11 protein-coding genes are annotated in these 13470 nt (G+C 34.1%); 6 read left to right on the forward strand and 5 right to left on the reverse strand.

The features are described from left to right. The first annotated feature begins 78 nt into the window (after positions 1–78). The gene (locus ASE21_RS07770; protein ID WP_057122033.1) at positions 79–1023 is read left to right on the forward strand and encodes a flagellar motor protein MotB; all 945 of its coding nucleotides are present in this window, start codon (positions 79–81) and stop codon (positions 1021–1023) included. Positions 1024–1275: 252 nt separating this feature from the next. Beyond that, the gene (locus ASE21_RS07775) at positions 1276–2313 is read left to right on the forward strand and encodes an aldo/keto reductase (protein WP_057122360.1); all 1038 of its coding nucleotides are present in this window, start codon (positions 1276–1278) and stop codon (positions 2311–2313) included. A 220-nt stretch (positions 2314–2533) separates the two neighbouring features. On the opposite strand, the gene ASE21_RS07780 is transcribed toward ASE21_RS07775, so the two are convergent. From ASE21_RS07780 to panC, 5 genes are all read right to left on the reverse strand, one after another. Continuing rightward, complete coding sequence (locus tag ASE21_RS07780; RefSeq protein WP_057122034.1) at positions 2534–4501, reverse strand: transglycosylase domain-containing protein; 1968 nt, start codon at positions 4499–4501, stop codon at positions 2534–2536. A gap of 20 nt (positions 4502–4521) precedes the next feature. Beyond that, complete coding sequence (gene radA / locus ASE21_RS07785) at positions 4522–5883, reverse strand: DNA repair protein RadA (RefSeq protein WP_057122035.1); 1362 nt, start codon at positions 5881–5883, stop codon at positions 4522–4524. Further along, positions 5883–7037 (reverse strand): alpha/beta hydrolase, encoded by a 1155-nt coding sequence (locus ASE21_RS07790; RefSeq protein WP_057122036.1) that lies wholly within the window; start codon positions 7035–7037, stop codon positions 5883–5885. Before ASE21_RS07790 ends, radA begins: the two co-directional genes overlap by 1 nt. Before the next feature lie 198 nt (positions 7038–7235). Beyond that, positions 7236–7586, reverse strand: coding sequence for an aspartate 1-decarboxylase (gene panD / locus ASE21_RS07795; protein WP_008465481.1), 351 nt, complete (start codon positions 7584–7586; stop codon positions 7236–7238). 14 nt (positions 7587–7600) lie between these two features. Further along, positions 7601–8479, reverse strand: coding sequence for a pantoate--beta-alanine ligase (gene panC, locus ASE21_RS07800; RefSeq protein ID WP_057122037.1), 879 nt, complete (start codon positions 8477–8479; stop codon positions 7601–7603). A gap of 78 nt (positions 8480–8557) precedes the next feature. Here panC and ASE21_RS07805 point away from each other — a divergent pair, with 78 nt between their 5' ends. The 4 genes from ASE21_RS07805 to ASE21_RS07820 all read left to right on the forward strand — a co-directional run bounded on the left by ASE21_RS07805 (position 8558) and on the right by ASE21_RS07820 (position 13464). Beyond that, positions 8558–9364, forward strand: a complete 807-nt coding sequence (locus ASE21_RS07805; RefSeq protein ID WP_057122038.1) for a glycogen/starch synthase — start codon at positions 8558–8560, stop codon at positions 9362–9364. 21 nt (positions 9365–9385) lie between these two features. Continuing rightward, the gene (locus tag ASE21_RS07810) at positions 9386–11017 is read left to right on the forward strand and encodes a DUF4270 domain-containing protein (RefSeq protein WP_057122039.1); all 1632 of its coding nucleotides are present in this window, start codon (positions 9386–9388) and stop codon (positions 11015–11017) included. A 7-nt stretch (positions 11018–11024) separates the two neighbouring features. After that, complete coding sequence (gene glmS / locus ASE21_RS07815) at positions 11025–12875, forward strand: glutamine--fructose-6-phosphate transaminase (isomerizing) (RefSeq protein ID WP_057122040.1); 1851 nt, start codon at positions 11025–11027, stop codon at positions 12873–12875. Positions 12876–13017: 142 nt separating this feature from the next. Next, complete coding sequence (locus ASE21_RS07820; protein ID WP_057122041.1) at positions 13018–13464, forward strand: T9SS type A sorting domain-containing protein; 447 nt, start codon at positions 13018–13020, stop codon at positions 13462–13464. Positions 13465–13470 lie beyond the last annotated feature (6 nt).

Raw genomic sequence — 13470 nt, forward strand, 5'->3', positions numbered from 1 at the left:
TGAAACACATAAAGCTGTATTTAAATTTTGAAATTTTTATTTATTATGAAATGCCCCAAATAAAAACCAAAAAGTAAAATGATTAAAAAAGCCTCCATCGGACTGGTAGTTTTAGCATTGTCTGCAACTTCCTGTGTATCCAAAAAGATTTACAATGATCTGGAAACAAAATATTCAGATCTAAAAAAAGAAAACCGTTCTATCGCTGACGAAAATGCCGATTTGAAAAAAGCAAAAAATCAGTTAGAATTAGACCGTGATAAATTAACGAAAGATTTATCGGCAGCAAAAGACGAACTTGCAAAACAAAAAGCCGATTTAGCAGCAGAGCAGAAGAAATATAAAGTACTGCAGGATTCTTATAATGCATTAGAAAAAAATAGTAACGATGCTTTAGAAAGTAATATGGCTAAAAACCGTGACTTGTTAGCTCAGTTAGAAGCAAAATCTAAAAAACTAGCCGATGAACAGGCGCGTTTAGATAAAACGGCAAATCGTTTAAAAGAGCTTGAAGATATGATTGCGGCTAAAGAAGAAGCAATGCGTAAACTAAAAGAAACTTTATCGAAAGCCTTAAATGGTTTTGAAGGTAAAGGTTTAACGGTTGAACAGAAAAACGGAAAAGTATATGTTTCTATGGAAAACAAATTGCTTTTCAATTCTGGAAGTTGGGCTGTTGGCACCGAAGGAAGAAAAGCCGTTGTAGAACTTGGAAAAGTGTTGGGAGACAATCCTGATCTTTCTGTTCTTATTGAAGGACATACAGATGATGATCCATACGCTGGTTCAGGTCCAATTACAAACAATTGGGATTTATCCACTAAAAGAGCAACTGCAATTGTAGCAATTTTAAGTGAAAACCCTAAAATCAACAAACAAAAACTTACGGCAGCGGGAAGAAGCGAATTTTCTCCTTTAGCAAGTAATGCTACTCCGGAAGGAAAAGCTAAAAACCGCAGAATCGAAATCATCCTGACGCCAAGATTAGATGAAATTGCTGAAATGTTAAATAGCATTAATTAAAAAGATTCTAAGGTTCTAAGGGACTAAGATGCTAAGATTTTTAAAAAGGCTTCAAAATTTTATTTTGAAGCCTTTTTCTATTTAATAAAATAAACTTCGGGTTTTAGTTTGTTAGATCTTAAAAAACTTGTAATTATTTTAACCTTTGTCAAATTTAGATTTGACAAATCCCTTTGTAACTTTGCAACTCTTAAAAATTTAAAAAGCAAACTTAGAATCTTAGCAACTCAGCATCTTAGAACCTCAAAAAAAATGAAATACACTACAATTCCAAACACAGATATAAAAGTTAGCAAAATCAATCTTGGAACAATGACTTTTGGTCAGCAGAATACAGAAGCTGAAGGCCATGCCCAAATGGATTATGCTCTCGAACAAGGCGTAAACTTTTTTGATACAGCCGAGATGTATTCAGTTCCGGCGAACGAGGCAACTTACGGAAGTACAGAAAAAATTATCGGAACTTGGTTTAAAAAAACCGGAAACCGCGACAAAGTGGTTTTAGCATCTAAAATTGCAGGTCCAAATGCAAATTTTGGATACATGCGTGAAAAACTTGATTTTTCTCCGGCAAGTATAAAATATGCTTTAGAAAATAGTTTAAAACGTCTTCAGACAGATTATGTTGATTTATATCAAATGCACTGGCCGGAGCGTAAAACAAATTATTTTGGGCAGCGGGGGTTTAATGGTTATGAAGATGCGTGGGAAGATCATTTTGGGGAAATTCTGGAAACTTTTGACGGTTTAATTAAAGAAGGAAAGATTAAACATATTGGGGTTTCCAACGAAAATGCCTGGGGAATGATGCGTCTTTTGGAAGAAAGCAAATACAATAATCTTCCGAGAATTAAAACGGTTCAAAATCCGTACAATTTATTAAACCGCCTTTTTGAAGTGGGTTCTGCCGAAGTTTCAAAATATGAAAATGTTGGATTGCTCGCGTATTCTCCTTTGGCGTTTGGAATTTTAACGGGTAAATTTTTAACTGGAGAAGAACATCCAAATTCGAGAATTAAGCTTTTTCCACAATACACACGTTACAATAGCGAACAATGTACGCAGGCAACGAAATTGTATCAGGAAATCGCTAAAAAACACGGATTATCTTTGACAGAATTGGCAATGGGATTTGTATTACAGCAGCCATTTTTAACAAGCGCAATTATTGGAGCCACAACAATGGAACAGCTAAAAGAAAACATTGCCACTATTGATGTTGTGCTTTCAAAAGAAATTATAGCAGAAATAAATCATGTTCAGGCAATAATTCCAGATCCGGCGCCTTAAATTTTAGCCACTAAGGCACTAAGGCGCAAAGTTTTTTTATTTAATCGGTTAAGATTAGCAGCGTCCAGCTTTAGCTGGATGTAAATATAATTGAAAATCAAAGGGCTTTAGCCAAACTAATGTGTTTGGCTAAAGCCCTTTCTGTATCCCGATATTATTTCCCTAGCTGAAGCTAGGGGCTAGTAAAAAAAATTGCGGCTTAGTGGCTTCGTGGAAAAAACTACAAATTAAATTCATCTTCAAATGACAAAGAATCATTTTTAACTGCAGTTGAATCCGGAGCTTTGATTTTAATCAGCGAACGTGCATTTCCCGAAATATAAACCGGTAATTGCCCAATTGTATCTTCAGGAACCAAAAGACCTCGGCGGAACATTAAATTCTTTAAAAACTTTTGGTTTTTTAGCGCATAATCTTTCAGGTTTCCTTCGTCATTAAACTGATACATGAATTTTCGTGGTTTCGGAATAATCGTTGCCAAATATAAACATTCGTCTACATTTAATGCTGATGGACTTTTTTGGAAGTAGAAATGACTTGCTTCTCCAATTCCGTAGACATTTGGACCCCATTCGATAATGTTGAAATAAACTTCAAGCATTCTTTCCTTGCTTACAATTCGGTTATTTTCCAAAATATAAACTAAGAGGATTTCTTCCAGCTTTCGCGAAAGCGTTTTTTCGCGGGTTAAAAAGACGTTTTTAATCAGCTGCATGCTGATCGTACTTGCGCCGCGTGAGAATTTTTTAGTTCGAATGTTTTTTAGGATCGATTGTTTAAAAGCCTCATTTATAAATCCGCGATGAGAGAAGAAAGAAGGATCTTCAGTCGTTAAAACGCATTTTCTCAAATAAGGAGAAATCTGATCCAGAGGCGTGTAATTTGGGTTTGCATTTCCAACCAAAATCGGCCTTTGCAGTACATTTTGAATAATCGCACGATAAACAAACTCGCCATTTAATTTATTTAAATCGGCTTCGCCATATTTTGTGATTCGTAAATCTTCTTTATTGAGCTTACTGTCAAAAACAAGTGTATTAGGTTTGTTTTTGTTGAATTTGAAATCCAGTTTGTAATCGAAATTTCCGGTTGCCTGCATTCCCTGAAAATGCGTGAACAATCCATCAGGAAGCGAAACAATAAAATCCTGCGCTTTCATCTTCGGAATATCAACTTTTAAAGTATAAACCGTATCTTTTTCTGTATTATAAGAGATGTAAGGACGCAGTTTTATTTTGTTCAGCGTCATTGTTGAGGTGCTGTCAATTGAAATAAAATCATCACCTAATAAAAAACGGTAATCAAAACGGGCATTTTTGATTACAACATCTTTACTGGCAATTTTTGGATGGTTGATTTTTAAATTTACGATAGAGGTAAAGCCGTCGAGATGAAATTCACTCCCGCTTTTATCGATATTTTCTACGTTTAAACGAATCGAATCAAAACTTGCTTTTAAGTTATATCGTTCATCGAGATAAGGAACGCGAATCGCTCCGGTATCCAGATTGAAGAAACGAATATCTGCTTTTTGATTTCTTGGGTCGGCAAATCCCTTTAAGTTCCAGCGCTGATCAAAGTCTTTACTAACGACATGAATACTGGTTTCTACTTGTTTGTCGCTCAAAACTAATTTATTTATTGCTACAGAAGTTTTTTTGCCGTTATCATCAATTTTGAACTGGAAGTTTTCCAAATTCATATCAGTCGGAACTAAGTTAAGCAGTTTTGAAATAATACGATAGGCGAAAGTTCCGTATTTTCTTTTTTCATTGTTTTCAGAATCCTCGTCCTTGTTTCTTTTTAAAAAAGCATCAAAATTGCGGATTTTTCCTTTTTTTACTAATTGAATATAGCCTTTGTTAACATTTAAAGTTCCAACCTGAACATCGCCAATTAATAGATTACTTAAACTGACACTGGTTTCAATGTTGTTAATTTTTAAAAGCGTATCGGCGTTTTTGGGAACCAGAACAACATCTGTAAGTTTAATGGTTGACAACCCGTTAAAAGATGCTTCTTTTATAGAAAAATCACTATTGTAATCGACAGCCATTTTATGGGTTACTTTTGCAATGACTTGTTTTAGAAGGGAATCACGGAAATAGTAAAGTCCGATGCAAAGCAAAATCAATATCAGGGCAAGTATTTTTAAAGCTTTGAATAGTTTTTGTTTAGGAAAATTCATATAGTGCAGGTTTATAAAAATTAACCAAAAAGAATACTCGCAACATCTTCAATTTTTGCTACAAGTTCAATTTTGATTCCTGTGTTCTTTAATGCAATTTTGTTGTATTTAGAAACAAAAATGGTGTCGAAGCCTAGTTTTTCGGCTTCCTGAATGCGTTGATCTACGCGGTTAACCGGACGAATTTCTCCGGAAAGCCCGACTTCACCGGCAAAACAAAAACCTTTTCCAACCGGAATATCTTCGTTTGATGATAAAATCGCAGCAACAACAGCAAGATCAATCGCCGGATCATCTACAGAAATTCCGCCCGTTACGTTTAGGAAAACATCTTTTGCGCCCAAACGAAATCCGGCCCTTTTTTCTAAAACAGCCAAAATCATATTTAACCTTTTGGCGTTGTAGCCTGTTGTGCTTCTTTGCGGAGTTCCGTAAACTGCTGTACTTACAAGTGATTGTATTTCGATCATAAGCGGACGCATGCCTTCGAGCGTTGTAGCAATTGCGGTTCCTGATAATTCTTCATCTTTATGCGAAATCAAGATTTCAGACGGATTGCTGACTTCCCGCAAACCGCTTCCTAGCATTTCGTAAATACCAAGTTCAGATGTTGATCCAAAACGGTTTTTAAGAGAGCGTAAAATCCTGTAAATATGATTTCTGTCGCCTTCAAACTGAAGAACAGTATCAACCATATGCTCGAGGATTTTTGGACCCGCAATATTCCCGTCTTTGGTGATATGTCCAATTAAAATAACCGGAATATTGGTTTCTTTAGCAAATTTGATGAGCTCTGCTGTAGTTTCTCTAATTTGAGAAATGCTTCCTGCAGTCGATTCTATATAATCCGTATGTAAAGTCTGAATTGAATCTATAATGACAATTTCAGGCTGGATTGCTTCAATCTGTTTGAAAATGTTCTGCGTTTTAGTTTCCGTTAAAATATAGCAGTTATCGCTGTTTGGCGTTATTCTTTCGGCACGCATTTTTATCTGTTTCTGGCTTTCTTCTCCGGAAACATATAAAGTTTTATAAGGTAATTTTAACGAAATTTGAAGTAAAAGTGTGCTTTTTCCAATTCCCGGCTCTCCACCCAAAAGCGTTAAAGACCCCGGAACAATTCCGCCTCCTAAAACACGATTCAATTCGCCGTCTGTAGTGTCCATGCGAATTTCCTGAGCCGAATCAATTTCGTTGATCTTTAAAGGCCGCGGTGCTTTGTTTGATGTGGCCGGTTCACTTTTCCAGGCCACTTTTTCCTGCTTCTGAATTATTTCTTCGGCAATTGTATTCCATTCTTTGCACGCATTGCACTGCCCCTGCCATTTAGAATATTGGGTACCGCAATTTTGACAAAAAAAGGAAGTTTTAACTTTTGACATTATTTACTTTTTTTAGCAAGCGTATTCATTTCGTCAATTTTCTCATACATCAGGTCTTTATTCAAATCTCCAATTGGCTCCATCTGCGAAGCATTTTGGTATTTTTTTGATGCATGTTTCGGATCGCCCATTTTTTCATACATCAAGCCCAGTTCATATTCTCCCAACATGGCTTTAGGATAATTTACATTTCCAATTTCGGCCATTTTTCCTAATTCATCGTAGGCATTTCTTTTTAAAATAACATTTTCAATTACTTTAAAATCACTCATTCTAACCGGAATCTGAACACCTAAAACTTCAGACATTGCGTTGTATTTTTTTTCCAGATACTCAGCGTAACCTGTTTGAAGAACTGCAATTTTATCATTGTACTCTGCAGAATTTATCGGTCGGTATATTTCAAAAATCTGGTATAAAGCCCCAGGAATCGAATGCAGGACTTCGGTATAATGAGTTGCATTCTTAAATATTTCGTATTTATAATTCACTAACGGATTATTTGCAATTTTAATATTTCCGTCTAATTTTTCAATAGGTTCTTTTATTTTTTTAATGTCACCTTCGCCGGCAGAAAGATAATAGAATATTGGTTTTTGTACTTTGGCAAACTTTTCAGCAATACGAACTTCCATTTTTGGCGCAAGTTCCGGACTAAGGCAAATATAAGCGTTAAAAAGAGGTTCTTCTTTATATAAATAGAAATTAGCAAAACTTGCTGTTACATCATGACCGGCAATAATTCTGAAAGGCGATGTGCGGTATTTTTTTTCGATATACGGAATTAGTTCAGAACCAATAAATTCAAAAAATTTAGCTCCTTTTTCAAAAGGCAGACCTTCGTTTTGATCGATAGTTGTATCGTCATAACGTTCTTCGTCTTTATTTTGATGAATTCCGATAATGATCATTTCCGGAATATCGTCCCAATAGTTACCATAACTCACAGCTCCGGAAAAAGGATCAAATAAATAATCTCCGTCTAACAAGTATAAAACAGGATATTTTTTATCTGATTTTGCATCATAAGAAGCAGGAAGTCCGATCGTTATTCTTCTTTCTTCTCCCAGTTTTTCAGATTGAATGTTGTCAAATTTTTTCTGAGAAAAGGCAGAAATGGAAATTAGGGCAAGCAGCAGGTAAACTTTTTTCATGATTTGTGGCATTTCAGTGAATTAAAAAAGTATTGAAATAATGCAGCAATATAGTACTTTATTTGCTTTTTGTAATTTGGGGTAATAAAAAAAGCAATGATTTCTTACGTTCAGTAAATTTTAGATCTAGGCACAAGAAATCCTGTTTGTGCAAAATATTTTTTGACAAATTGTATGTAAATAAGAGATGGATGTGTTTTATGTTAACGAATTATCGTTTTCATTTGGGAATATGATCCATGGTTTGAAAGTTTTAGCTTCTTCAAAATCCAGGGTTGCATAAGAAATGATAATAATAATGTCGTCTTTTTGAACTTTTCTGGCAGCAGGACCATTCAGTGTAATTTCGCCTGAATTTTTTTCTCCCTTAATAGCGTAAGTTTCAAAACGTTCACCATTATTTATGTTAACAATAGATACTTTTTCGCCTTCAATAATGTTTGAAGCCTCCAGTAAAGTTTCATCAATAGTAATACTGCCAATATAATTTAAATCAGCTCCGGTAACTTTTACTCGATGAATTTTTGATTTTATAACTTGAATTTGCATGCAGCAAAGGTAATTTAATTTAATGAAATGGTGTCAATTAACCTTATAGAATTAACAAATACCGCTATAAACGCACGGTACTTTTTGTCGTTTATTTTATGATCAATAGGTAATAATGTAGATTCATCAGCAATTACAAAATACTCGAGATCAAATGTTTTATTGTCTTTAAAAGAATCTTCGACAAATTTTATTGTTTCTTCAGGAGTGCTTTTTTGGAAGATTTCCTTAGCTTCGGTTAGTGTTTTGTAAATTATTGCGGCTTCTTTTCTTTCATCTGGAGTTAAACGTTCATTTCGTGAACTCATTGCTAAAAGATTTTCTTCTCTAAAAATTGGACAGCCCACAATATGTACAGGCAGATTATTTTTTTCGACTAATTTTTTAACAATTTGAAGCTGCTGAAAATCCTTTTCTCCAAAATAAGCATTAGTTGGGGTAACAATTTCAAACAAACGTTTTACAATAGTTCCGACACCATTAAAATGCCCGGGACGGAATTTTCCTTCCATTTGGTTTTCTAAACCGTCAAAGTCAAATGATTGCGAAACGGTCTGTCCCTCATAAATATCATCTACAGAAGGAGCGTATAAAATTATTTTGTCACTTAATCCTCGCATTTTTTTTACATCTTCTTCAAGAGTTCGAGGGTATTTTTCAAGATCTTCAGGATTATTAAACTGCGTTGGATTTACAAAAATACTTACAACCGTATCGTCATTTTCTTTAAGTGATCGCTGCATTAAAGCCAGATGCCCTTGGTGTAAAGCTCCCATGGTTGGGACAAATCCTATAGTTGAATTTGCGGTTTTGATAGTTTTCAAATAAGCTATCAGAGCTACTTTACCGTAGAAAATATGCATGGCGGTATTATTAAAATTTAATGCAAACATAATATATTAGTTATAAACTGCATAAAATTTTGTAATTTTGCGACGTTTTTATTACCAAAAATTAAGTAAAATACTATTATGAAAGATAAGAGGATATTATATGTATCATCTGAAGTCGTGCCTTATTTGGCTGAAAATGAAGTTTCTTTAATGTCTTATGACGTTCCTAAAATGATTAATGATCAGGGTGGACAGATAAGAATTTTCATGCCAAGATACGGGAATATCAACGAAAGAAGACATCAATTACACGAAGTGATCAGGCTTTCAGGGATGAATTTGGTAGTGAATGATTTAGATATGCCGTTGATTATCAAAGTAGCTTCAATTCCGAAAGAGAGAATTCAGGTTTATTTTATTGATAATGATGAGTATTTTAAACGTAAAGCAACTTTTGCAGACGAAGAAGGGGTATTATATCCTGATAATGACGAGCGTGCGATATTTTTTGCAAAAGGAGTTGTTGAAACCGTAAAAAAATTAAATTGGGTTCCGGATATTATTCATGTTCACGGATGGCTGGCAGCAATGCTTCCAATTTATATGAAACATTATTATAAAAATGAGGCTTTGTTCAACGATACAAAAATCGTTACTTCAGTTTATGGTCAGTCTTTTGATGAAAATCTGGATTTGGAAATGATCAATAAGGTTAAATTTGACGGTGTACCGCACGAATCAATCTCAGATCTTGAAACTCCAAATTACGAAAATATCTTAAAAGCGAGCATATTACATTCTGATGCTGTTATTATTGCATCTGAAAACGTTTCACCAAGTTTAACAAAATTTATAGAATCTTCAGGAAAACCTTTTTTACCTTTCGCCACGAAAGATGCATTCGCTGAAGCGTATACAAATTTCTATAAAACTATGGGTCTTTAAATTTTAACTTTATTATTACACATGTACAATACTTCTTTTATTAAGAAAATTCTATTAGCTGCAACCGTTGTTTTTTTATATTCCTGCGATAAAGATTTTAATGCGATTGGTGATGATTTAATTGGTGATGACCATTTTGGATTAGAATCTGAGAAATATGATGTTATAGCTTATAATCAAGAAGTAACGCCTATTCAGTCGAATTCTTTAGTAACAAATGCTTTAGGAATTTATGATAATCCGGTTTTTGGAACAACGACAGCAAATTATAATACACAAGTAGGACTTGCTGCTTATGCTCCGTCTGTTGGAGAAGATCCTGTAATACAAAGTGTAGTATTAAGTATACCTTATTTCAGTCATATCACAAGTACAAATACAGATGGAACCCACGTATACGCATTAGATTCTATTTATGGAGCTCCTGAAGGTAAGCTTAAATTAAGTGTTTATGAGTCTGGTTATCAAATGCGAAGCAGTTATTATGATAATGGCAGTCAATTTACGCAGTTATATTATAATGATCAAAATGAATTTGAAAATGCTAAAAAAGTTTACGCAGTAACTGGTAAGCCTTTAAATGATGGAGGTGTACTTGAAAATACAGAATTTTATTTTGACTCTAAAGAAATTACTGATGTAACTAAAGATAAGGATGGTAAAGAAGTTAAGACTTTGGTGGCGCCAGAAATGCGTTTGAATCTGAATAAAGCATTTTTTCAGGATAAAATTTTAAAAGCACCAAAAGAAAAGCTTTCTGCTGCAGATGTTTTTCAGGAATATTTTAGAGGATTGTATTTTAAAGTTGAGAAATCCGGAAGTTTAAGCAATATGGCATTAATGGATTTTTCAAAAGGAAAAATTACTATTAATTATAAAGCAAAAACAGATGTTACCACAGATGATCCAGCGGTAACAGAAGACAGATCAATTGTAATAAATCTAACGGGAAGTAATGTTAATCTTCTTCAGGATGTTAAAGATGCTGCTTATCAAGATGCAGTTGCAGCCCGTAATGTAACGACTGGTGACAGAAATCTTTATTTAAAAGGAGGCCAGGGATCGTTAGCTATTATTGAACTTAAAGATTTTGCTTCTAAGTTAGAAGAAATCAGAACTAATAAGTGGCTGGTAAATGAAGCAAATCTTGTTTTTTATATTGATGCTGCAAAAATGGCTAAAAAAGCAGGCAGTGAACAAGCCCAGGAACCTAAGAGAGTTTACTTGTATGATTTAACAAATAATACACCGCTTTTAGATTATTCAATAGACGGAAGTTCCAGTATAACTTCTGATCCAAGAATGTCTAAAGTTATTTTTGGTGGTATAATTAATGTTGATGCAACAACTAAAAGAGGAACTTTTTATAAAATTAGAGTGACAAATCACATTCGTAATCTTATAAAAACAACTACTGCGGCTAATGTAAAATTAGGTCTGGTTGTTACTGATGATATTAGTATTATAACATCAAACAAATTGAAAAATAGAATTCAAATGGCAAATCCAAATGAATATTTTTCAGAAGCACCGAGAGCTTCAGTTATGAATCCTTTAGGAACAATATTATTTGGTAATAATATACCTTCAGGTGATTCAGATTATGACAAAAGGCTGAGACTTGAGGTTTACTACACGAAACCAAATAAATAAGTAATATATGTGTGGAATTGTTGGATATATCGGCCATAGAGAGGCCTATCCTATAGTTATCAAGGGCTTAAAGCGGCTTGAATACAGAGGATACGATAGTGCCGGCGTTATGTTGTATGATGACGAATCAGGTATCAAAGTTTGTAAAACAAAAGGTAAAGTTTCAGATCTTGAAGCCAAATCACAGGAAGGTTTTACAATAAATGGAAATATTGGAATTGGGCACACCCGCTGGGCAACCCACGGTGTTCCAAATGACGTTAACTCACATCCTCATGTTTCTAATTCTGGAGATTTAGTAATTATCCATAACGGAATTATTGAGAATTATGCTCCTCTTAAAGAAGAGCTGATTAAAAGAGGCTACACTTTTAAATCTGATACAGATACAGAAGTTTTAGTAAACTTAATTGAAGAAGTTCAGAAAAAAGAAAATATAAAACTTGGAAAAGCAGTTCAGATTGCCTTAAACCAAGTTGTTGGTGCTTATGCAATTGCAGTTTTTGACAAGAAAAACCCAAATGAAATTGTCGCTGCAAGATTAGGAAGCCCGTTAGCAATTGGAGTAGGTGAAGGAGAATACTTCATTGCTTCTGATGCTTCTCCGTTTATTGAATATACTTCAAATGCAGTATATTTAGAAGATGGCGAAATGGCAAATATCAGACTGCATAAGCCTTTAAAAATCAGAAAAATTAAAGATGACTCTTTAGTAGATCCTTATATTCAGGAACTTCAAATGAATTTGGAGCAGATTGAAAAAGGTGGTTACGACCATTTCATGCTAAAGGAAATTTACGAACAGCCAAGTGTTATTAAAGATACCTACCGAGGAAGACTTCATGCAAATGAAGGGATTGTTCAAATGGCTGGTGTTGAAGATAACATTGAAAAATTCTTAAATGCAAAACGTATTCTTATTGTGGCTTGTGGTACTTCATGGCACGCAGGTTTAGTGGCAGAATATATTTTTGAAGAGTTTACAAGAATTCCGGTTGAAGTAGAATATGCTTCTGAGTTTAGATACAGAAACCCAATTATCAATAAAGACGATGTGGTAATTGCTATTTCTCAATCTGGGGAAACGGCAGATACTATGGCAGCTATTAAATTAGCCAAAGAAAATGGAGCTTTTGTTTTTGGAGTTTGTAACGTTGTTGGATCATCTATCTCAAGAGAAAGTCATGCAGGTGCTTATACACACGCAGGACCAGAAATTGGAGTAGCTTCAACTAAAGCATTTACTACGCAAATCACGGTTTTAACTATGATTGCTTTGAGATTAGGAAAAGCAAAAGGAACTTTGTCAAACCCTGATTTTCATGCTTACTTACAAGAATTAGAATTAATTCCTGAAAAAGTTGCTGAAGCTTTAGAAACAAATGAAAGAGCAAAAGAAATTGCTGCGAAATTTAAAGATGCTCCAAACTGTCTTTATTTAGGCCGCGGATATAATTTTCCAGTGGCATTAGAAGGAGCTTTAAAACTTAAAGAGATCTCTTATATCCACGCAGAAGGTTATCCAGCTGCAGAAATGAAACACGGTCCAATTGCTTTAATTGATGAGCAGATGCCGGTTATTGTAATTGCACCGAAACAAGGTCATTATGATAAAATTGTAAGTAACATTCAGGAAATTAAATCAAGAAGTGGTAAAATTATCGCTGTCGTTACTAAAGGAGATACTCAGGTTCGTGAACTGGCAGATTATGTAATCGAAATTCCGGAAACTTCAGATGCATTATCGCCGCTTATTACTACAATTCCATTACAGTTGCTTTCATATTATATTGCAGTTATGAGAGGTTGTAATGTTGATCAGCCGCGTAACCTGGCAAAATCTGTTACGGTAGAGTAAATATTTTTAAAATATCAATAATGTTAAAAAAGCGAGATTTAGGTCTCGCTTTTTTATGTTTAATAACTTTTTGTTAACATAAAATTTGTAAGATTTAAAATATAAACATATTTTTGTAGGAAATATTTTAAGTTTATTGTTTATGAGAACAGGATTACTTTTTCTTTTACTTCATTTATGTTTTACTGGAAATGCTCAAACTAAAATAACTTTTAGTTATGATAATGCAGGCAATCAAACAAACAGAACACTTTGTATTAATTGCTTATCAAAATCAGTGAAGCAGGTTAAAGAAATTGAAGCAGTTACCGAAAATGATTTAGAAAAATTCTTCCCTGAAGATGTTATCTCTTATTATCCAAATCCAGTAAAAGAAGAACTGTATCTACAATGGCAGTTAACGGGAGATAATTATGTGATTTCCGCTCATGTTTATTCTATTACCGGACAGGTTTTAAGAACCTACGAAATAAGTAATAACACAAGTAATCTGAACATCCCTTTTCAGCAGTATCCAACAGGCGTCTATCTTGTTTTGCTTTCTTATAAAGATGGAGGAGAGAAGTCTATTAAAATCATTAAACAATAATTTGCT

The sequence above is a fragment of the Flavobacterium sp. Root901 genome (genome assembly GCF_001429765.1).
GTDB lineage: Bacteria > Bacteroidota > Bacteroidia > Flavobacteriales > Flavobacteriaceae > Flavobacterium.

Coding starts and splice junctions, on each gene's coding strand:
- ASE21_RS07770 (WP_057122033.1), top strand. CDS start 79: ATGATTAAAAAAGCCTCCATCGGACTGGTAGTTTTAGCATTGTCTGCA.
- ASE21_RS07775 (WP_057122360.1), top strand. CDS start 1,276: ATGAAATACACTACAATTCCAAACACAGATATAAAAGTTAGCAAAATC.
- ASE21_RS07780 (WP_057122034.1), bottom strand. CDS start 4,501: ATGAATTTTCCTAAACAAAAACTATTCAAAGCTTTAAAAATACTTGCC.
- radA (WP_057122035.1), bottom strand. CDS start 5,883: ATGTCAAAAGTTAAAACTTCCTTTTTTTGTCAAAATTGCGGTACCCAA.
- ASE21_RS07790 (WP_057122036.1), bottom strand. CDS start 7,037: ATGAAAAAAGTTTACCTGCTGCTTGCCCTAATTTCCATTTCTGCCTTT.
- panD (WP_008465481.1), bottom strand. CDS start 7,586: ATGCAAATTCAAGTTATAAAATCAAAAATTCATCGAGTAAAAGTTACC.
- panC (WP_057122037.1), bottom strand. CDS start 8,479: ATGTTTGCATTAAATTTTAATAATACCGCCATGCATATTTTCTACGGT.
- ASE21_RS07805 (WP_057122038.1), top strand. CDS start 8,558: ATGAAAGATAAGAGGATATTATATGTATCATCTGAAGTCGTGCCTTAT.
- ASE21_RS07810 (WP_057122039.1), top strand. CDS start 9,386: ATGTACAATACTTCTTTTATTAAGAAAATTCTATTAGCTGCAACCGTT.
- glmS (WP_057122040.1), top strand. CDS start 11,025: ATGTGTGGAATTGTTGGATATATCGGCCATAGAGAGGCCTATCCTATA.
- ASE21_RS07820 (WP_057122041.1), top strand. CDS start 13,018: ATGAGAACAGGATTACTTTTTCTTTTACTTCATTTATGTTTTACTGGA.